Here is an 18,363-nt window from a genome sequence, read left to right as displayed (position 1 = left end):
CGAGGTGTCAACCGCCGGGGGCAGATTGTGGCATCGTTCGCTCGATAACCGAACAATCGGCCCTGTTTCATCCGTTTTTCCGCCCTGTCGCGCCGTTTTCATGGGCAACCCGGGCAAAGGGGGGGCGGATTCCCCCTGGACGGGCGTCATGACTCAGTGACGACCATGACCCAGGTCCATCATAGGGGCGAGCCGATGAGCGGGCGCCTTGCTTCTGAGGGGGTGTCATTCAAACGAGCTCTTTCATGCTCCCGGGCTGACCCTCGTCATCGGCACCTCCGGGGTGGGAAACACCGATCCCCAAAGAGCCTGCAATCTGTCTTGCTTGCCTCAAGCCGGAGGGGACTGTGCCTGTCAAAGGCGGGTTATTGCACGTTTTGACCTTTTTACGGGCACTCCCCTTTGGTGGGGAGCGGGCAAGGCAGTTATCTTGGTCCGCCGCATTGAGCCCGTTGCGCTCTGCGGGTATGCTTTGCCGCAACCATCCCCCTGGCGGCGACCCGGGCCGACGCGGCCGCAGCGTGCCTGCCAGCAGGGGCTGACATCCATCCAATACCGCCTGGGGTTTATATGAGTATCAACATGCAAGAGTGGCGCGACGAGACCACCGCCATCGTCAACGAGCTGCTGGCCGATGGCAGCAACCCGAGTCTGGACTACGAGATTGAGCACCACTTTGCCTGCCAGGACTTCGATCTGCTGGAGAAGGCGGCGGTCGATCTGTTCAAGGCCGGCTTTGAGGTGACAGATGCCGAGGAGATGGAGCTGGATGACGGCGCCACCATCTTCTGCTTCGATGCCACAGTGGAGTGCAAGCTGGATATCGAGACCATAGTGGCCGACATCGAGAAGATGCTGCCCATCCTGGAAAAATACGGCGTGGACTACGACGGCTGGGGCACCTACTTCCAGGAGTAAGCGCGCCAGAGTCGATGCGTCTGCAAACACAACAAGGCCACCCTAGGGTGGCCTTGTTGTTGCTGGTGCCTCAGGCCGGCAACTGGTAGTTGCGGGCAAACTCGGCGGGGGGCAGGGGGCGGCTGAACAGGTAGCCCTGCAGGCGATCGCAGCCCGCCTGGGCCAGCCAGGCCTGCTGCTCCACGGTTTCCACCCCTTCGGCGGTGATCCTGATGCCGAGTTCATGGCCGAGCCCGATGACGGAGCGCACTATGGCGGTGGTGGCCTGGTTGCTGGCCAGCCCCTGGGTGAAGCTTCTGTCGAGCTTGAGGGTGGCCACCTGCAGCCTCGGCAGATAGGCGAGGGAGCAGTAACCCGTGCCGAAGTCGTCGATGGCGAGCTGGAAGCCCGCCTCGATGAGGCAGGCCAGGTTGCTCTCTATCTCGTCGGCATTCTCCATCAGCACCCCTTCGGTGATCTCCAGTTCCAGCTGCCAGGGGGCCAGCCCATGGCGCTCGATGCAGTCGAAGATCTGCGGGCAGAGTTCGGGGTCGCGGAACTGCAGCGGTGACAGGTTGATGGAGAGCACCAGATCCGGCGCCGCCACCTGCCAGCGGGCCAGCTGGGCACAACCCAGCTCCAGCATCAGCTGGCCGAGCTGGCCGATGAGGCCCAGCTCTTCCGCCAGGGGAATGAACTCGTCGGGGGAGATCATGCCGAACTCAGGATGAGGCCAACGGCAGAGCAGTTCGGCCCCGTGCAGCCGGTTGCTGTGGGTGCAGATGATGGGCTGGTAGACGGCGGTCAGCTCGGCCGACTTGATGGCCAGCGGCAGCTGGGCGGCGATGTGCTGACGGCGCTTGAGCTTGGCGTCCAGCTCGGGGTCGAACAGGGTGCAGTGCTGCTGCTGGCGCTTGCCCTGGGCCAGGGCGGCTTCCGCGTGGCTCAGCAGGCGCTCGGCCTCCTTGGCCTTGCCGTGGGCGATGCCGAGGAAGACCGGGATCTGGATCCTGTGCTCTTCGACCTGGTAGGGGGCCATCAGCTCCTGCTGCAGGTTGCGGCTCCACTCATCCAGGGAGAGGGGAAGCTCGGGCAGCAGCAGGGCGAAGTCATCGGCGGCGACCCGGCAGAGCAGGGACTGGGGCGGCGCGAGCCGTTGCAGGCGGCGCGCCACCTGGCTGAGCAGGCGGTCGGCAACCCGGATGCCGAAGCGATCGTTGATCTCGCGAAAATGTTGCAGATCCACCAGCAGCAGGCTGGCCTTGCGGGCGCCGAGGTGGCGGCTGGTCTGCAGAAAATGGGAGAGCTTGAGCAGGCCGGTGAGGCTGTCGTAGTGCTGCTCCTGTTGCAACTGGGCCTGGGTGGTGCGCAGCCCTGTGATGTCGCGGCTCAGGGTGAGAATGCCGAGGGAGTTGCCCTCGTCGTCCGGCACCTCGACCCGGGTGACCTCCAGGTGGCGCCCCTTGCCCTGGGCATCCACCACGCAATATTCCCCCTGTCCCAGGGTCTGCTCGACGGGCAGGCGGGGGGGCACTCGCCGACCCAGGGCATCGCTTGCCGTCAGCCCCATGAAGTCGAGGAAGGCCTGATTGCAGTCGATGAGCACGCCCTGGTGATCTTCGAGGCGAATGAGATCCGGAATGGCGTCAAGCAGGCGGCGTTGCAGCAGCTGCTGCTGGCGGAAGGTCTGTTCCAGCTCCTTGCGCTGATCGATGGCGCTGACCATGGCAAAGAGGGCGAGGGGGTTGCCCTGCTCGTCATAGAGCGGCACCTTGTGGATCTCCATCCAGTTGGCGCCGGCGCCACCGTGGCAGTGCAATTGCTGGTGCAATAGGGGCTTGCCTTCGGCCAGCAGGCGCCCGTCCTCCTCGCGAAACAGATCGCCCCAGGGCATCTCGGCGTCCGTCTTGCCGATGAGGTCGCTCGGTTGCGGCAGCCCGGCCTCCCGGGCGAAAGCCTTGTTGGCAAACAGGTACCGTCCGGCCGTATCCCGGCAGAAGATATTCATGGGTAACTGGTCGATGATCTGCTGCAGCAGCGCCAGGGAGAGCGAAGAATTCACGTGAGCACTCACGGGGGAGACTTCGAGCAAATCTATGATAACAGGTCAGTTTTGTAAAGCTTGGGTTAAGAATCCGCCATTTATGAGGATCCCTGCTGACAGTCTGTGTCGTGATCGCCATAATAGCCGCCGGTTGGCCTATGGCCTTATGGACGAGAGAAGCAGCATGAAGAAGATAATGGGGGGCGCCCTGGCCCTGTTGATGGTGGGTTGTGCCAGTGACAACAATGGTGGCGAGCAGTACCGCTATACCCCGCCGGTTGCCAAGGCGACCAACAACACCCAGGAGATGGCAATTCCGGTGGATCTGGTGTGGGCCCGCGCCGAGAAGTGGTTTGGCGATCACGGTCTGAACATCGAAAACAGCCAGCGTGGCTCAGGTCTGATGACCGCCAACGTCGAAAACTCGGCCGAGGGGCTGGAGTGGCTGGATTGCGGCACCATGGGTTCCAAGGTCGCACTGGGCAACCCCAATCTGCAGATCAACCTGATCATCACCCAGAGCGGCAACAACAGCGTGGCGACCGTCAACGTCAAGGGCAACACCCAGCTCTACTTCGTCGAGTCCTCCGGCGAGCGCGTGCTGGCTCCCTCCATCACCCCGGTCTGCGTCTCCCGCGGCAGCCTGGAGCAGAGTTTGTTCACCACCCTGGGCAACTGATCCTGCCCTGCCTGTGCGCATGAAAACCCCGTTGCCTGCAACGGGGTTTTTGTTTTTGGCCCGCTAGCCGGGCAGGGCAGGCCAGCCCTGCTGGCGAAAGCGACCAGGCGCCATCCCGCTCGACTGCTTGAATGCCTTGGCAAAGGAGGCCTCCGACTGATAGCCGACCCGTTGCGCCACCTCGCCGAGGGGGAGTTGAGCCGGGTGGCGCAGCAGCTCGGCCGCCCGCACCATCCGCACCCGCACCATGAACTCCCAGACGCTGCAGCCCAGCCGCTGGCGAAAGTGGCGAAAATAGGTGGCGCGGGACATGGCGGCCAGCGCCGCCAGTTCATCCACGCTCCAGGGGTGAGCCGGGTCGGCCAGCATGGCCTGCAGCGAGCGGCCCAGCCTGGGGTCTTGCAGGGCGCCGACCAGCCCGAGCGCCCCGTGCGGATCGCTGGCATGAGCCCGCAGCCCCATGGCCAGCAGCACCTGACTGAGGGCCGTCAGTACCGCCCCCGAGCCCTGCTGTTCGCGGGCCAGCTCCTGCTGGATCAGGCTCAAGACCAGCTCCAGCGCCTGACGGGACTCGCTGGCGAGCAGCGGGATGCAGAGCGGGCTGGGCAGGGCATCCAGCAACAGCGGCCGCAGCGGTCCCTGATAGCGGTACTCGCCGCACAGAAACTCCACCTGATCGCCGCCATCGCCCCTCAGTGGCAGCAGTCCGTCGCCCGGCTCGGCCAGGGTCAGGGGGTCGCCTTCCCGCCAGATGGTATGAGGCTCGCCACCGGGCAGCAGCAGCAGATCGCCCGGGCGCAGTGCCACGTCGTCTCCCTGCGCCGTGGTGACCCGGATCTCTCCCTTCATCAGCAGGTGAAACGGCATCACCCCGGCCGGGCTCTGCGCGTGGGGCAGCCTGAAACCGCCACGATAGAGGCAGCGCACATCGAACGTGCCCTGGATGCCGGCCTGGCTGATCAGCTGGTCTATCTGGTTCATGATTCTATTTGACTGTTATTTGCGTCTTTAAAGTATTAAACGACTCAAGTCTCGATGCAATACTGGCTTCATCGAGCAGGCAGGGGCCTGTTCTGTCACACCGGAGAGTCAAGATGCAAGACTGGGATCAATACCGTAAACAGTTGATGGGCCGCGTCATGGAGCTGGGCACCCTGAGCCCGGATACCCTCAAGGGTTATCAGCAGCTGTCGTCCGCCGGCAGCAAGAGCGGCGTACTCGATGGCAAGACTCGCGAGCTCATCTCGCTGGCGGTGGCCGTCACGACTCGCTGCGATGGCTGCATCGCCGTCCATGCCGATGCCGCCCTCAAGCAGGGGGCCAGCCGGGCGGAGATTGCCGATGCACTGGGGGTCGCCGTTGCCATGAATGCCGGCGCCGCCATGGTCTATTCAGCCCGGGTGCTGGATGCCATCGACCGTTGAGCCTGGGTGGGGCGGCTCTGACGCCGCCCTGCCGCCAGGTTGTCGGTCTGCCGGCCAGTCCCTGTCGGTTCCAGCAAGTTGAGTGGCCCTGCCTACCTTTGCCGCGCCCCACGGGCGTGGCTTTTTTGTCTGCGGGCTGGCCTGCCGGCCATGGTTTGCGCTTTCCAAAAACAAAACCCCCGGCTGGGCCGGGGGTTGGATGCTTATCTCAGGGGATCAGGGCTGGAGTGCGCTGTCACCGTGAAACAGCGCCCGCTCGCCGGACTTGAGCACATAGCCCTTCCAGGGGAAGAGCTGGTAGGCCCCTCCCTGCCAGGACCAGTTTCCCTCCTCGCCCTGGCGGTCAAGGGGGATCAGCTCGCCGCTTGGCAGGGTCAGCTCGGCCTTGCTCTGATCGGCGTTGAACAGCACGAAGGCGCTGCCGGTCTCGGTGGCCTCGAGGGATTGCAGGCGCACCCCCTGTTCGAACAGGCGTACGCACTGGCCGAGCAGGGGGGACCACTGGTAACCGGCGCTGGCACGGCAGCCGTGGGCATCCTGATCGTTGCCGACCCGCTGGGGAGTCTGGGTGCTGCAGGCCGCCAGCAGCAGGAAGGCGGCCATCAGAGTCAGGGTTCGCATGCTCACTCCTGCTTGTCTTCGAGATTGTCCCGTTCGATCACGACGTTGGAGAAGCCTAGCTCCTTGAAGTAGTTCTCCCTGTAGTCCTTCACGCTCTTCTTGTCGCGGCGGCACACCTGGGCCAGCTGGGCCTCCATGGCGTGGAAGCTGGAGAGATCCAGCCCCTCGGCCGCGGCGATGGCGTCATAGATGCTGTTGAACTTGTCGTTGGCGTAGCCTATCTCTTTGGCCTGCTTCTTGTAGGTGTAGGTAATCTTAAACGCCACTGGGGTCTTCCTTCTGTTTGGCCTGTTTGCGCTGAACGTAGAGATAGAGGCTCTCTACCTTCTCTCGCGCCCAGGGAGTCTTGCGCAGGAACTTCAGGCTGGACTTGACGCTGGGATCGTCGGTGAAGCAGCGGATGTTGATCTGCTGTCCCAGGGCTTCCCAGCCGTAGTGCTCGACCAGGGCGGTGACGATCGCCTCCAGGGTCAGCCCGTGCAGCGGGTTGTTTTTCTGCGAGCTAGCAGGCTTGGACTGGTCACTCATGCCTGCTCCACCAGCTTGGCAAAGGGCTGACCCATGCGGGTGGTGACGCCGTTGGCCAGGTGGGGTTCGAAACCGGCCAGCATGCCCGGGCCAAACAGGCAGACGACGGTGCTGCCGAGCTTGAACAGGCCCATCTCGGCGCCCTTTTGCAGGGTGATGGCCTCATCGCCGGTGTAATCCCAGCGCACCACTTCCTTCTGTTTGGTCGGCGCTATGTTGCCGGCCCAGATGGTCTCGATGCTGGCGACGATAGTGGCGCCAACCAGCACCAGCGCCATGGGGCCGTGGGGGGTGCGGAAGGTGGCAACCACCCGCTCGTTGCGGGCGAACAGGTTGGGCACGTTCTCGGCGGTGAGCGGGTTGACGGAGAAGAGATCCCCTGGCACGAACACCATGCTCTCCAGCACGCCGTCCAGCGGCATGTGGATGCGATGGTAATCCTTGGGCGCCAGATAGATGGTGGCAAAGTCCCCATCCTTGAATGGCGCCACCAGATCCTCGAAGCCGCCCAGCAGCTCGCGGGCGCTGTAGTCGTGGCCCTTGGCCTGGATGATGCGGCCTTGGCTAATGGGGCCGAGCTGGCTGACGGTGCCGTCCACCGGCAGGGCCAGGGTCATGGCATCCTCGACCAGGGGGCGGATCCCCGGCTTGAGCTCACGGGTGAAGAAGGCGTTGAAGCTCGCGTAGTGGGCCGGATCTTCGTGCAGCGCTTCGCTCATGTCGACGCCGTACTGCTTGATAAAGGCCTCGATCACCCGGGTGGTGAGGTTGCCAGCCTCGGCGGCGGCAAGCTTGCCGACCAGGCGGGAGAGGGCGTGTTTGGGCAGGCAGTATTGACCGGCAATTTTCAGGTTGTCAGTGATGCTCATGATCTTCATCTGCTCTTTCTAAAAAGAGGGAGGTTGATTGGGTCACAGCCGGGCTTGTTGCCGACCGTGGCGGGCTTCCTGCATGGTTTCCAGGATGCGGTGATAGTTGTGGAAGCGGTCAGGGCTGATGGCGCCACTGCTGACCGCCGCCCGCAGGGCGCAGCCGGGATCGTCCTTGTGGGTGCAGTCGCGGAACTTGCAACTGCCGAGGTAGTCGCGAAACTCCACGAAACACCAGGTGATGCGATCGGCTTCCAGGTGCCAGAGGGCGAACTCGCGGATCCCGGGGGAGTCGATGAGATCGCCGCCGCTCGGGAAGTGATATAGCCGCGCCGTGGTGGTGGTGTGGGTGCCCAGCCCCGAGTTTTCGGAGATCTCGCCGGTGAGCACGCCGAGCCCCGGCATCAGGGCGTTGGTCAGGGACGACTTGCCCACCCCGGACTGGCCGACGAAGATGCTGATCTTGTCGGTCAGGGCGGCCTTGAGCGCATCGAGCCCTTCGCCGCTCTCGCAGCTCACCAGGATCACCGGGTAGCCGAGCTTGCGGTAGGCGGCGAGCTGGCCCTCGACCCGGGTGCGGGCCGCCTCGTCCAGCATGTCGACCTTGTTCAGCACGATGAGGGGGGCGATTTCCACATCCTCGGCGGCCACCAGGTAGCGGTCGACTATGTTGGTGGAGAACTCGGGCATCACCGCCGAGACGATGACTATCTGGTCGATGTTGGCGGCGATGGGTTTGACCCCGTCGTAGAAGTCCGGCCTGGTCAGCACCGAGTGACGGGGATGCACCGCCTCGATGACCCCGGCGGTCGCGGCATTGAGACCGGGACGCCACACCACCTTGTCACCGCACACCAGGCTGTTGATGCTGCTGCGCCTCAGGTTGCTGCGGTGTATGGTGCCGTCGACGGCTTCCACGTCCGCATGCTGGCCGAAGCGGCTGATCACCACCCCTTCGATGGCCGGGCCAAACAGGGTGTCATCCACCACAGTGGTGTGATCTTTTTGCAGCCGCCGCTCGCGGTTGGCCTGAACGCGCCTCTGTTGACCCAGATTGAGTTTTGCTTTCTTTGCCACTCGATTCGCCAGTTTATGAACAGATCCAAAGCCAGTATGATACATGCAAATTGGCAAAATTCCGCCATTCCTCCCAATAGAGAGAGCAATCATGACAGTCAGCGCGCAGAACCTGGTATGGATCGACATGGAGATGACGGGGCTGGACCCCGAAGAGAACGTGGTTCTGGAGATTGCCACCATCATCACCGACAAGGATCTGAACGTGCTGGCACAAGGGCCCGTCATCGCCATTCACCAGAGCGATGAAGAGCTGGCCAAGATGGACGAGTGGAACGTCAACACCCACACCAAGAGCGGGCTGGTGGCCCGGGTCAAGGCGAGCGAGCACGACGAAGCCCGCGCCGTGGCCGAGACCCTCGAGTTCATCCGCCAGTGGGTGCCGGAGCGCACCAGCCCCCTGTGCGGCAACAGCATAGGCCAGGATCGCCGCTTCATGGTCAAGCACATGGGCGAGCTGGAAGCCTTCTTCCACTACCGCAACGTCGACGTCAGCACCATCAAGGAGCTGGTGCGCCGCTGGCAGCCGGAGCTGCTGGAAAAGTTCACCAAGAGCGGTTCCCACCAGGCGCTGGACGACATCCGCGAGTCCATCGCCGAACTGCAGTTCTACCGCAGCCACGTCTTCAAAATCTGAGTCTCCGGCAAGGGGTTGCCGTCGCCCGGTTGCTAAAATCGGCAGTTCGGCCAGCTTTTGAGCGAACGGCTGCACAGTGACAAAAAAGCCCTTGCAATTGGAATGACTGCTCTTATAATTCGGCTCCCGTACAGTAGCGCAAGCAACCAAATGCTGTACGGCCGTTTTAAGGTAGTTGCGGGAATAGCTCAGTTGGTAGAGCACGACCTTGCCAAGGTCGGGGTCGCGAGTTCGAGTCTCGTTTCCCGCTCCAAAAGTTTGCAGATGATATTCCGATGCGGGAATAGCTCAGTTGGTAGAGCACGACCTTGCCAAGGTCGGGGTCGCGAGTTCGAGTCTCGTTTCCCGCTCCAATCATCAGCACAGCCTCAAGACACATGTAGCGGGAATAGCTCAGTTGGTAGAGCACGACCTTGCCAAGGTCGGGGTCGCGAGTTCGAGTCTCGTTTCCCGCTCCAATACGTATTAGTAAGCTACTGCAGATGATTATTCCGATGCGGGAATAGCTCAGTTGGTAGAGCACGACCTTGCCAAGGTCGGGGTCGCGAGTTCGAGTCTCGTTTCCCGCTCCAATCATGTGCAGAAGACATCCTGTTGCGGGAATAGCTCAGTTGGTAGAGCACGACCTTGCCAAGGTCGGGGTCGCGAGTTCGAGTCTCGTTTCCCGCTCCAATCTCTCTCCTCGCAGTACACAAATCCAATATTTAAACGCACTCATTGCCACATCCAGTTGGTAGAGCATGATCCGCGCCTTGCCAAGGCTGGGGTCGCGAGTTCGAGTCTCGTTTCCCGCTCCAATCTCTCTTCGAAGTCCTCATCATCCATTTGAATTGTCCATCACATCGCGCAGCGATGATTTGTCGTATCCGGCATTCAGCCATATCAGACCCATGTCTTCTGTAGCCGCTTTGTGCACAGGTGTTGGGGAGGGTTGTGGTTGCTGCGGACAGGCTTATGAGCGTGGCGGGGAAGGGGAAACGGCGGGCAAAAAAATAGGAGGGGCCATGGCTCCTCCTGCGAGTTCACGAGTGCGGCTTAGAGCAGAGTCACGTTCTCAGCCTGCGGGCCTTTCTTGCCCTGGGTCACGGTGAACTGGACTTTTTGACCTTCAGCCAGGGTCTTGAAACCAGTGCTCTGGATGGAGGAGAAGTGAACGAAAACGTCCGGTCCCTGGGATTGCTCGATGAAGCCAAAACCCTTGGTTTCGTTGAACCATTTTACTTGGCCGGTGCGAATGTCAGACATGTGGTAAGTCCTATCTATAACAAAATGAAACTAACGCCTTGTTGGGCAGCATTTGCCTAGAATGCAGGGGCCTACCCATGACTGACTACGTCAATTTGTTCCAGTGGCATGCAGTACAATCCCTGTCTAAAGCACAATCGATTGTACTGGAGCCCGATCCCTTGTCAATTTGGCACTTTTCATTTTTTGAGCGAGCTAAAAGTATTGGGAAGTCAGCGGCTTGTTTCATGCTTCTGGTCAAAAAAACGGGAGGCCATGGCCTCCCGTTTTTTTATTCCTTGAGGGCGAACCCTTCACCCTGTCGGTCGTAGCGGTAGTTTGCCTGACCGAAGGAGCGGATCTCGACCCGCTGGATGCGGCGCCCTGTGTCCACCAGGATGAACACCGACTTGCCCGATTGCAGCCGGGTCAGCGGCCTGTCAGGCCCCTCTATGGCGATCAGGCGGCTCAGCTCGGCGCCCGGCAGTTCAAACTTGCGCCAGATGGAGTAGAGGGTCTCGCCAGCCTGCACCTCGTGCTGCAGCCAGGTGCCATCCACCTTCTCCTCGACCGGTTTGGCCGCGACCGGCGCACTGCCTGCGGCCCCGTTGCCCACGGTCAGCGCCTGGGTCGGCACCGCCAGCGGCACGGCGAGCGAACCGGAAGGGGCCGCCCTGGGGGCGGCGGGGGCGGGTTCCCAGGCGAGCAGCAACAACCAGAGAGGCACCAGCACCAGCAGGCCTATGGTGTGCTTGCGCGGCAGCGGGCTCGCCAGCTTGAATGAGCTGGTTCTGGGTTCCTTGTTGCGTTGACCAAGGCCGCTCATGCCCTGGCCGAGGCGCTGACGCAGGGGCAGGGTAGCGGCATTGATACGATGGAGCAGGGTTCCTTGTGATTCGTCTTGGCGACGCTGCTGGGCTCGTCTGTTATGGCCACGTGGGCGACGGTCCGGGGTGGGCACGGCATTTACCTCTCACTACATTGCCTGCCATCAGGCAAATATAGCGCCTATGGTAAACGGACTCGCCCCCGAGGGGGAGAGCCCTGAGCATGAAAATTATCAGCTGAGACGAAATTGCCCCAGCAACTGCTGCAAACGTTCGGCCGCCTGGCGCAAGGCCTGGCTGGCTTTCGCCGTATTGGTCGCATCCTGGGCGATGTCGTTGGCCAGTGCGTTGGTTTTTGACAGGTTGCCTGAGACTGTCTCGGAAACCGAGCTCTGCTCCTCGGCGGCGGAGGCTATCTGATAGGTCATGTCGTTGATGGTGGCGATGGCCTGGAAGATGCTGTCGAGGGCCGCTTCCGCCAGATCGGCCTCGCCCACCGCCTGATGGGTCAGCTGCTGGCTCTGCTGGATGGCATTGACCGCATTGGCCGAGCTGTGGCGGATCTTCTCGATCAGCTCCTGGGTGTTCTGCACCGCCTGCTGGGTGTTGCCCGCCAGCTTGCGCACCTCGTCCGCCACCACCGCAAAGCCGCGCCCCTGCTCGCCGGCCCGGGCCGCTTCGATGGCGGCGTTGAGCGCCAGCAGGTTGGTCTGATCGGCGATGCCCTGGATGACGGTGAGTATGCTGGTGATCTGCTCGCTGTCGTGGGCCAGCCCCTCGACCACCTCGGCCCCCTTGCCCGCCTCGGCCGCCACCTTGTGCATGGACTGGATCACCTGCTGGAAGCGCACCTTGCCCTGATCCGCCGCCCCCTGTGCCTGCTTGGCGGAGTCGGCGGTGTTGTTGGCGTGGGTGGCCACCTCCTGGCTGACATAGGACATCTCCTGCACCGCGGTCAGCATCTGCTCCATTTCCGCCTGGTGATGCTGCAGGTTGCTGTCGGTCTGGCCGGCGATGCGGTCGGTATCCCCCGCGTGGCGATGGACCTCGCTTGCTGTCTTCTGCACGTCCCCGAGCAGCGCCTGCAACTTGTCGATGAAGCGGTTGATGCCGCGGGCCAGTGACCCCAGTTCGTCCTGGGAGCGGGTGTTCAGGCGCTTGGTGAGATCCCCCTCGCCATCGGCGATGTCATCCACCAGGCTGACCATCTGGCGGATGGGGCCCGTGATGCTGCGGGCGATCACCAGCATGGTGGCCAGGGCCAGCACCAGAACGATGAGGGCACCGATGAGCTGCTGGGTCATGGCGGCCCGGTTCATCTCGGTGAGCTGGCTCTCCAGCTGATCGGCCCCCGCCAGCACCACCTGATAGGGCAGGGTGACTATGATGGCCCAGTTGCGGGCCATGCCCGGCACCGCGATGGGCACAGAGATGCGAAACGCCTCGTCGAGCTCCTGGCGTTGCAGCTCGGGCTTGAGGTATTGCTGCCAGCCGTCGCCCAGCAGCTTGTCGGCGCGGCTACCGAGCAGGCCGGGGTCCCCGCTGGTGCCCGTGATGACGCCGGCGGCGCTGACGATCAGGGTCTCTCCCTTGCCGTCATAGATGTTGCTGTTGAGGGACTGGGCCTGGCGGCTGATGGAGTCCACCGCCAGATCCAGCGCGGCAATGCCCTTGAACTGACCGCCCACCAGTATGGGGGTGGTGATGGTGCTCACCAGCACCTGCTGGCCGTTGATGTCCACCTTGAAGGGATCGATGAGGCAGGAGCGCCCCTCCCGTTTCGGGCAGGCGTAGTAGTCGTTGGCCGGATTGCCGAATTCGTCCGGGTCGCTCTTCTCGATGGAGAGCAGCAGATCCGAGCCAATGTTCTCCTTGTCGCGATAGAAGTAGGGGACGAAGCGCCCCTTGTCATCGCTGCCAAGGGCACTCTGGCCTGCGAAGGCGCTGTCCTGGCCGTCGAAGCCGTTGGGCTCGAAGCCGGCGAAGGCGCCGTAGAGCTGGGGTTCCAGGCCGAGCTGCGCCTTGAGCAGATCCGTGGCCTGCTGGCGATCCAGCGGCAGCTTGCCCCCTTGCTGTTGGGCGAAGACGCTGGCCATCTGCTGGGTATAGGAGAGTCCCTTTTGCAGCAACTGGGTGATGGTGGCGGCCTCGGCGCGGGCGTTGGCACTCACCTTCTGCCAGGCCTCCTGCTGCAGGGCGGCGCGGCTGGAACTGATGGTCAGCTGCTGGGACTGCTTGCTCGAGTATTGGTTGAGCAGGATCAGGATGACCAGGGCCGTGGTCATGGCGACCCCCGCCAGTACCAGGATGCGATTCTGGATGGAGCGAAACTGCATCTCGTGTTCCTTGTGAGTAGAAAGTTGTATGAATTATCGGCATGGCGGGAGATTCCTCCAGCAATGTTGATCAGCAAAGCTGAAAATCAGGGGAGGTTCTGCGATCCCTCTCAAAGAACGGTACCCCGGCGGAATCAAGACCTGTTTAGGCCCCGACTATTGCATGGTTTTCCCATCCGTGATTCTGAGTGCTAAAATGCGACGGTTTTTTCTAACGCATTGGCCCAAGGCCCTCTACACAAGGCTTAAAGATGAAAGTCAAAACCCGTTTTGCTCCCAGCCCGACCGGCTTTCTGCATGTCGGCGGTGCCCGTACCGCACTCTATTCCTGGTTGTTCGCAAAGAGCCAGGGCGGCGAGTTCGTGCTGCGTATCGAGGATACCGACCTGGAACGTTCCACTCAGGAGGCGATCGACGCCATCATTGAGGGCATGGAATGGCTGGAGCTGAACTGGGATGAGGGCCCCTACTACCAGACCAAGCGCTTCGATCGCTACAACGGCATCATCGACGAGATGCTGGCCGATGGCCGTGCCTACAAGTGTTTCTGCTCCAAGGAGCGTCTGGAGGCGCTGCGCGAAGGCCAGATGGCGAGCGGCGAGAAGCCCCGCTATGACGGCAAGTGCCGGGATGCCGCCCACGATCACCCGGCCGATGCGCCCCACGTCATTCGCTTCCGCAACCCCACCGAAGGCTCAGTGGTGTTCGATGACCACGTCCGTGGCCGCATCGAGTTCGCCAACACCGAGCTCGACGATCTCATCATCCGCCGCACCGACGGCGCCCCCACCTACAACTTCTGCGTGGTGGTCGATGACTGGGACATGGAGATCACCCACGTGGTGCGTGGCGAAGACCACATCAACAACACCCCGCGCCAGATCAACATCTACAAGGCCCTGAACGCGCCCGTGCCAGAGTTTGCCCACGTCTCCATGATCCTGGGTGACGACGGCGCCAAGCTCTCCAAGCGCCACGGTGCTGTCTCCGTGATGCAGTACCGGGACGACGGCTACCTGCCGGAAGCCCTGCTGAACTATCTGGTGCGTCTGGGCTGGTCCCACGGCGATCAGGAGATCTTCAGCCTGGAGGAGATGATCAAGCTGTTCAGCCTGGATGCCATCTCCAAGTCTGCCTCCGCCTTCAACACCGACAAGCTGCTGTGGCTCAACAACCACTACATGCGCAGCCTGGATCCGGCCTATGTGGCCAAGCACCTGGAATGGCACATGGCCGCCCAGAACATCGACACCAGCAAGGGCCCGGCGTTGCCTGCCGTGGTGACCCTGCTGGCCGAGCGCTGCAACACCCTGGTGGAGGTGGCCGCTCAGAGCCGCTATCTGTTCGAAGAGTACGAGGCCATCGACGAAGCGGCCGCCAAGAAGCACCTGCGCGGCGTCGCTGCCGAGCCGCTGACCCTGGCCAGGGCCAAGCTGGCGGCCCTGGAGACCTGGACCACCGAGGCGCTGCACGAGCTGATTGAAGCCACTGCCGCCGAACTGGGTCAGGGCATGGGCAAGGTCGGCATGCCGCTGCGCGTGGCGGTGACCGGTCTGGGCCAATCTCCTGCTATCGACGCCGTGATGGCGCTGGTGGGCAAGGAGCGGGTGCTGGCCCGCATCGATCGGGCCCTGGCCTATATCGAAGCGCGGATGGCAGCCGAATAAGCCTCTGCCATTGCTTGAAAAAGGGCTCCCGCAAGGGGGCCCTTTGCTTTTGTGCGGCGCTCAGATTCATGACATAAAACAGCGACATAGCGACGCAGTTGGCGGTAAAAACAGCTAACTGCCTGAATTTTGACTAAACGCTCCAGCGGGCGTTATTTTTGGGTTGACAGCAAAGCGGGTGATGCCTATCATGCGCCTCCGTTGCCAGAGATAACTTTGGTAGCGCCGAGGTGAGTTGGGGTTATAGCTCAGCTGGGAGAGCGCTTGCATGGCATGCAAGAGGTCCGCGGTTCGATCCCGCGTAGCTCCACCAAATTCTCCTCGAACAATCTGGAATCCAAGGGGTTATAGCTCAGCTGGGAGAGCGCTTGCATGGCATGCAAGAGGTCCGCGGTTCGATCCCGCGTAGCTCCACCAGGTTCCTGATTGACATGAAGTACCCAGGGCAGTGCGGTGTGTATCACCCAGGCCGACCTTTGTGGGGTTATAGCTCAGCTGGGAGAGCGCTTGCATGGCATGCAAGAGGTCCGCGGTTCGATCCCGCGTAGCTCCACCACTATTTAGCAGTAAGGCAACTGGCCGCCAGAACCCGTTGTCTAATGAAGAAAGAATTTGGGGCTATAGCTCAGCTGGGAGAGCGCTTGCATGGCATGCAAGAGGTCCGCGGTTCGATCCCGCGTAGCTCCACCAAATTCAGAGTGAAGGTCTTGACCTTGATTCGCCACAACTTGGGGTTATAGCTCAGCTGGGAGAGCGCTTGCATGGCATGCAAGAGGTCCGCGGTTCGATCCCGCGTAGCTCCACCAAACACTTAAGGCCACCGCATCGCGGTGGCCTTTTTGTTTGTTTGGGTATTTGTTTTTTTCATGATGACGGGCTCTTCATTTACAAATCAAATGGCCAAAATGAAAAAGCCCGCGGCTGTCGCGGGCTTTTAGCGTTATTCAATGGGGATCATGACGAGTGCCGACGCCGCCAGACCAGCGGCAACAGGGCCAGCAGCAGTGCCCCCATGGCCCCGCCACCCCCCTTGCTCTCTTCCTTGAGCTTGAGGTCGACGATGACGGGGTCGTGGTCCGAGGCGCTGAAGGGGTTGTCCGACTTGATGAGATCGCCGGTGAAGGCGCCGCCATATTCGAACAGGTTGCTCTCGAACGAGTTGATGTGCCAGTCGGCCACCGCCACCACCTTGTCAGCCAGCGCCGGGTTGGCGAGGGCGTAGTCCAGGGTGCCGAGCTCGGCCTCGTAGCTGTAGGAGATGGCTTTCGCCTGGTTGAACTTGACGTTCAGATCCACCAGGCCGTAACCCTTGCCCACCGCCTGGCCCATCTGCTCGTAGGGCAGCTCGCCGATAAAGGTGTGGGAGGCGGAGCGGATCTGGCGCTCCCCCGCGACCGGCGCATAGTCGGTCAGCACCCGGATGGGATCCTCCTTGGCGTAGGAGTTGAAGTCCCCCACCAGCAGCACCTGACCCGGCATCTTGCTCACCGCCTCCCCCAGTACCCTGGCGGCGCTCACCCGAAACTCGGTGCACTTGCCCTGCAGATCCGCAGGCTCCGTCTTGCCATCCCCGTTCTCGTAGCAGCCCGAACCCTTGGATTTCAGGTGGTTGACCACCAGGGTCAGAGGGGCGTCGCTGCCCGCCACGGTGAAGCGCTGCACCAGAGAGTCCCGCTGACCTGCGCTCTTGGCGACGCCGCCCGTGGTGTAGCGCTGCTCAGGCAGGGGGATGACCTCGGCATCCCCGCTCGGGGTGAGCAGGGCGGGGCGATAGATCATGGCCACCATGATGGCGTCGCCGCCGAAGAAGTGCTCCTCGGTGAGCAGGGCCTTGGGCAGGGTGACGAAGGCGTAATGCTTGCTCGCCTCTTTCTGGTGGGCGTTGAGGCTCTGCACCAGATCGTGGAGGGCGGCGTGCTCGTCGAAGCCGTTGTTCTCCATCTCCATCAGGCCGAGCAGATCGGCGTCCATCTCGGCGATGGCGTTGACTATCTTGGCGCGCTGCAACTGGAACTCCTCCAGGCTCTTGGCGCCGCGGTTGCAGCCCTTGGCGTTGTCCGCATCCGCCTGATCCGCGCAGAGCACGTTGAGGGCGCCCCCCACGCTGGAGTGGCTGGTGAAGTAGTTGAGCACGTTGAAGCTGCCGATCCGCAGGTCGCTGTCATGAGCGCGGGCCGGAGCACCCTGGCGGTCGTTCTCGTCAGTGCGCAGCAGATCCCCCGCGGTGATGCGCTGATCCTTGGGCACGATCAGGCGGTACTCGTCATAGCTGTAGCCCACCAGGGCCTCCAGGTTGAGCGGGGCATCGCCGATGCGCAGATAGCCCTGCTCCGGCTCCCAGGCCGGCAGCCAGGGGAGCTTGCCGTTGGCGGCCTTGAAGTCCGACTCGAGGAAGACGCGGTTGCCGGCGTTGGTCTCGGCCAGCGCCACGGCCTCTGGGCTGCCCGCCACATGGAGCTGGGTCGGCTTCATCAGCGGGGCGCCGTGGGCGAGCACCAGGTTGTTGCGCTTGGCGGCGTAGTCGTAGCTGAAGTTGCGGCTTATCTTGAGCTCGCTGCCCTCATCGAGGCGTACCCGCATCCCCTCGTGGCGCTCCAGGGCCCGGGCCAGGGTCTCCCCTTCCTGCACCCGCAGCGCCGTGGCGGCCGGGGCCGCGCCCTGGGCCAGCACCGCCAGGCGCGGGGCGCTGCCGTCAACCAGTGGCTTGAGCTGGGTGTGGCCGTAGAACTCCTCGACCCTGGCCTCCAGGCAGACCAGGGCGCCCGGCTGGATGTCCGGGTACTTGCTGGCGAACTGCTTGTCGTTGAGGTAGACGAAGATGCCGTCCGACGTTTCGGGGTTGCCGTCCCCCTGCAGATCCTGCAGGTAGAAGCCTCTGTTCAGGCTCTCGCCAAGGGCTGAGACCAGGGCCTTGACCTTGACAGTCCCGGGGCTTTCAAACAGATCGCCCGGGACGAGGGGGCTCTTGTCGCCGCTGCCCTGGATGGCGGGGATGGGGGTGAGGGCGCTGTCGGCCGGGCAGCTGAAGCCGGCGGCATGGAGAGACGGGGATGCGAGGGCGAGCCCCACGGCCAGGGACAGCAGGGTAGGTCTTCCTTTCATGGGTATTCCTTTTTTTATTTTTGCCAGTGTTTCCATAGCCTTGGCGCTTTGGCCAAGGGCGCGCATTGTCACATTTCTGGCAGCTCTGACCAGTGAGGCAACGCACATTATGGGGAGACAAAAGAGGCTGAGTCTGTTTTTTTGACGTGGCTAATAGATTGATATTAATGACTTAATGGTTAGTTGGCCGATTGAGGGGAAGTGTGAGCCGGCCGGCATTCACATATTTTCCTTAGAGAATAAAGATTGAGCGGTTGCCACTTGCTTCCTATACTCGAGCCGTTCCTCACGGAACCCAGGCAAAGGGCAAACCGGCAGTGATGCCGGGACGCAAAGCCTCCGATCTGCCCCAAGCGGGCCAGACAGCGGGGTTACCCAGGGTGACTTGAGGGTTTGTGGCCCGTCCATGGCCTGTTGTCGCTCCCTTGTTC

The 18,363-nt window shown here is 62.3% G+C and carries 16 protein-coding genes, 10 tRNA genes and 1 riboswitch; of the genes, 15 read left to right on the top strand and 11 right to left on the bottom strand.

What is annotated here, in order from left to right; all coding sequences use genetic code 11:
• Nucleotides 1-582 precede the first annotated feature (582 nt).
• Entirely contained in the window at nt 583-918 is a 336-nt protein-coding gene (rraB, locus tag AAHB08_RS12675; RefSeq protein ID WP_025325934.1) for a ribonuclease E inhibitor RraB, read from the top strand.
• A 70-nt stretch (nt 919-988) separates the two neighbouring features.
• Here the strand turns inward: rraB and AAHB08_RS12670 are convergent, their stop codons facing one another.
• Nucleotides 989-2,959 (bottom strand): putative bifunctional diguanylate cyclase/phosphodiesterase, encoded by a 1,971-nt coding sequence (locus AAHB08_RS12670; protein WP_139436744.1) that lies wholly within the window; start codon nt 2,957-2,959, stop codon nt 989-991.
• A gap of 166 nt (nt 2,960-3,125) precedes the next feature.
• On the opposite strand from AAHB08_RS12670, the gene AAHB08_RS12665 reads away from it, so the two are divergent.
• Nucleotides 3,126-3,620, top strand: coding sequence for a hypothetical protein (locus AAHB08_RS12665; RefSeq protein ID WP_342059110.1), 495 nt, complete (start codon nt 3,126-3,128; stop codon nt 3,618-3,620).
• A gap of 63 nt (nt 3,621-3,683) precedes the next feature.
• On the opposite strand, the gene AAHB08_RS12660 is transcribed toward AAHB08_RS12665, so the two are convergent.
• Nucleotides 3,684-4,601, bottom strand: coding sequence for an AraC family transcriptional regulator (locus AAHB08_RS12660; RefSeq protein WP_342059109.1), 918 nt, complete (start codon nt 4,599-4,601; stop codon nt 3,684-3,686).
• 113 nt (nt 4,602-4,714) lie between these two features.
• On the opposite strand from AAHB08_RS12660, the gene AAHB08_RS12655 reads away from it, so the two are divergent.
• Nucleotides 4,715-5,044 carry a carboxymuconolactone decarboxylase family protein gene (locus AAHB08_RS12655; RefSeq protein WP_024945875.1) on the top strand — a complete coding sequence of 110 codons (330 nt, stop codon included), beginning with the start codon at nt 4,715-4,717 and terminating at the stop codon, nt 5,042-5,044.
• Nucleotides 5,045-5,260: 216 nt separating this feature from the next.
• Here AAHB08_RS12655 and AAHB08_RS12650 read toward each other — a convergent pair whose 3' ends face one another.
• From AAHB08_RS12650 to rsgA, 5 genes are read right to left on the bottom strand one after another with little or no spacing between them, the layout of a single operon-like run.
• Nucleotides 5,261-5,665 carry a hypothetical protein gene (locus AAHB08_RS12650; RefSeq protein ID WP_342059108.1) on the bottom strand — a complete coding sequence of 135 codons (405 nt, stop codon included), beginning with the start codon at nt 5,663-5,665 and terminating at the stop codon, nt 5,261-5,263.
• A 2-nt stretch (nt 5,666-5,667) separates the two neighbouring features.
• Nucleotides 5,668-5,931, bottom strand: coding sequence for a DUF2960 domain-containing protein (locus tag AAHB08_RS12645; RefSeq protein WP_005327324.1), 264 nt, complete (start codon nt 5,929-5,931; stop codon nt 5,668-5,670).
• Nucleotides 5,921-6,193, bottom strand: coding sequence for a VF530 family protein (locus AAHB08_RS12640; RefSeq protein ID WP_342059107.1), 273 nt, complete (start codon nt 6,191-6,193; stop codon nt 5,921-5,923). The genes AAHB08_RS12645 and AAHB08_RS12640 overlap by 11 nt, the downstream gene beginning before the upstream one ends.
• The gene (asd, locus tag AAHB08_RS12635; protein ID WP_342059106.1) at nt 6,190-7,062 is read right to left on the bottom strand and encodes an archaetidylserine decarboxylase; all 873 of its coding nucleotides are present in this window, start codon (nt 7,060-7,062) and stop codon (nt 6,190-6,192) included. Before asd ends, AAHB08_RS12640 begins: the two co-directional genes overlap by 4 nt.
• A gap of 42 nt (nt 7,063-7,104) precedes the next feature.
• The gene (gene rsgA, locus AAHB08_RS12630; protein ID WP_041205120.1) at nt 7,105-8,139 is read right to left on the bottom strand and encodes a small ribosomal subunit biogenesis GTPase RsgA; all 1,035 of its coding nucleotides are present in this window, start codon (nt 8,137-8,139) and stop codon (nt 7,105-7,107) included.
• 91 nt (nt 8,140-8,230) lie between these two features.
• On the opposite strand from rsgA, the gene orn reads away from it, so the two are divergent.
• The 6 genes from orn (at nt 8,231) to AAHB08_RS12600 (ending at nt 9,448) form a co-directional block, all read left to right on the top strand.
• The gene (gene orn, locus AAHB08_RS12625) at nt 8,231-8,776 is read left to right on the top strand and encodes an oligoribonuclease (protein ID WP_139436732.1); all 546 of its coding nucleotides are present in this window, start codon (nt 8,231-8,233) and stop codon (nt 8,774-8,776) included.
• Nucleotides 8,777-8,953: 177 nt separating this feature from the next.
• Nucleotides 8,954-9,029 (top strand) — tRNA-Gly (locus AAHB08_RS12620).
• Nucleotides 9,030-9,053: 24 nt separating this feature from the next.
• Nucleotides 9,054-9,129: transfer RNA gene (locus AAHB08_RS12615), tRNA-Gly, on the top strand.
• Nucleotides 9,130-9,158: 29 nt separating this feature from the next.
• A tRNA-Gly gene (locus AAHB08_RS12610) sits at nt 9,159-9,234 on the top strand.
• Nucleotides 9,235-9,272: 38 nt separating this feature from the next.
• Nucleotides 9,273-9,348 (top strand) — tRNA-Gly (locus AAHB08_RS12605).
• A 24-nt stretch (nt 9,349-9,372) separates the two neighbouring features.
• Nucleotides 9,373-9,448 (top strand) — tRNA-Gly (locus tag AAHB08_RS12600).
• A gap of 363 nt (nt 9,449-9,811) precedes the next feature.
• On the opposite strand, the gene AAHB08_RS12595 is transcribed toward AAHB08_RS12600, so the two are convergent.
• The 3 genes from AAHB08_RS12595 to AAHB08_RS12585 all read right to left on the bottom strand — a co-directional run bounded on the left by AAHB08_RS12595 (nt 9,812) and on the right by AAHB08_RS12585 (nt 13,163).
• Nucleotides 9,812-10,021, bottom strand: coding sequence for a cold-shock protein (locus tag AAHB08_RS12595; RefSeq protein ID WP_005327092.1), 210 nt, complete (start codon nt 10,019-10,021; stop codon nt 9,812-9,814).
• A gap of 271 nt (nt 10,022-10,292) precedes the next feature.
• Nucleotides 10,293-10,961, bottom strand: coding sequence for a LysM-like peptidoglycan-binding domain-containing protein (locus AAHB08_RS12590; RefSeq protein WP_139436730.1), 669 nt, complete (start codon nt 10,959-10,961; stop codon nt 10,293-10,295).
• A gap of 99 nt (nt 10,962-11,060) precedes the next feature.
• On the bottom strand, nt 11,061-13,163 hold the full coding sequence (locus AAHB08_RS12585) for a methyl-accepting chemotaxis protein (protein WP_342059105.1): 2,103 nt from the start codon (nt 13,161-13,163) through the stop codon (nt 11,061-11,063).
• Nucleotides 13,164-13,414: 251 nt separating this feature from the next.
• Here AAHB08_RS12585 and gltX point away from each other — a divergent pair, with 251 nt between their 5' ends.
• The 6 genes from gltX to AAHB08_RS12555 all read left to right on the top strand — a co-directional run bounded on the left by gltX (nt 13,415) and on the right by AAHB08_RS12555 (nt 15,636).
• Nucleotides 13,415-14,830, top strand: coding sequence for a glutamate--tRNA ligase (gltX, locus tag AAHB08_RS12580; RefSeq protein WP_139436726.1), 1,416 nt, complete (start codon nt 13,415-13,417; stop codon nt 14,828-14,830).
• Nucleotides 14,831-15,067: 237 nt separating this feature from the next.
• Nucleotides 15,068-15,143 (top strand) — tRNA-Ala (locus AAHB08_RS12575).
• A gap of 28 nt (nt 15,144-15,171) precedes the next feature.
• Nucleotides 15,172-15,247 (top strand) — tRNA-Ala (locus AAHB08_RS12570).
• A 63-nt stretch (nt 15,248-15,310) separates the two neighbouring features.
• Nucleotides 15,311-15,386 (top strand) — tRNA-Ala (locus AAHB08_RS12565).
• Between the two features lie 58 nt (nt 15,387-15,444).
• A tRNA-Ala gene (locus AAHB08_RS12560) sits at nt 15,445-15,520 on the top strand.
• Nucleotides 15,521-15,560: 40 nt separating this feature from the next.
• A tRNA-Ala gene (locus AAHB08_RS12555) sits at nt 15,561-15,636 on the top strand.
• 148 nt (nt 15,637-15,784) lie between these two features.
• Here the strand turns inward: AAHB08_RS12555 and AAHB08_RS12550 are convergent.
• The gene (locus AAHB08_RS12550; RefSeq protein WP_342059104.1) at nt 15,785-17,932 is read right to left on the bottom strand and encodes an ExeM/NucH family extracellular endonuclease; all 2,148 of its coding nucleotides are present in this window, start codon (nt 17,930-17,932) and stop codon (nt 15,785-15,787) included.
• Nucleotides 17,933-18,227: 295 nt separating this feature from the next.
• A riboswitch (cyclic di-GMP riboswitch) is annotated at nt 18,228-18,311 on the top strand.
• Nucleotides 18,312-18,363 lie beyond the last annotated feature (52 nt).

This window comes from Aeromonas sp. OTU364, from assembly GCF_038440395.1.
GTDB lineage: Bacteria > Pseudomonadota > Gammaproteobacteria > Enterobacterales > Aeromonadaceae > Aeromonas.
The sequence above is the reverse complement of the archived record's forward strand: the minus strand, read 5'-3'. Positions and strand labels throughout refer to the sequence as shown.

What these genes read in the sequence shown, in the direction of transcription:
- rraB (WP_025325934.1), top strand. Translation starts at nt 583, where the DNA reads ATGCAAGAGTGGCGCGACGAGACCACCGCCATCGTCAACGAGCTGCTG.
- AAHB08_RS12665 (WP_342059110.1), top strand. Translation starts at nt 3,126, where the DNA reads ATGAAGAAGATAATGGGGGGCGCCCTGGCCCTGTTGATGGTGGGTTGT.
- AAHB08_RS12660 (WP_342059109.1), bottom strand. Translation starts at nt 4,601, where the DNA reads ATGAACCAGATAGACCAGCTGATCAGCCAGGCCGGCATCCAGGGCACG.
- AAHB08_RS12655 (WP_024945875.1), top strand. Translation starts at nt 4,715, where the DNA reads ATGCAAGACTGGGATCAATACCGTAAACAGTTGATGGGCCGCGTCATG.
- AAHB08_RS12650 (WP_342059108.1), bottom strand. Translation starts at nt 5,665, where the DNA reads ATGCGAACCCTGACTCTGATGGCCGCCTTCCTGCTGCTGGCGGCCTGC.
- AAHB08_RS12640 (WP_342059107.1), bottom strand. Translation starts at nt 6,193, where the DNA reads ATGAGTGACCAGTCCAAGCCTGCTAGCTCGCAGAAAAACAACCCGCTG.
- asd (WP_342059106.1), bottom strand. Translation starts at nt 7,062, where the DNA reads ATGAGCATCACTGACAACCTGAAAATTGCCGGTCAATACTGCCTGCCC.
- orn (WP_139436732.1), top strand. Translation starts at nt 8,231, where the DNA reads ATGACAGTCAGCGCGCAGAACCTGGTATGGATCGACATGGAGATGACG.
- AAHB08_RS12595 (WP_005327092.1), bottom strand. Translation starts at nt 10,021, where the DNA reads ATGTCTGACATTCGCACCGGCCAAGTAAAATGGTTCAACGAAACCAAG.
- AAHB08_RS12585 (WP_342059105.1), bottom strand. Translation starts at nt 13,163, where the DNA reads ATGCAGTTTCGCTCCATCCAGAATCGCATCCTGGTACTGGCGGGGGTC.
- gltX (WP_139436726.1), top strand. Translation starts at nt 13,415, where the DNA reads ATGAAAGTCAAAACCCGTTTTGCTCCCAGCCCGACCGGCTTTCTGCAT.
- AAHB08_RS12550 (WP_342059104.1), bottom strand. Translation starts at nt 17,932, where the DNA reads ATGAAAGGAAGACCTACCCTGCTGTCCCTGGCCGTGGGGCTCGCCCTC.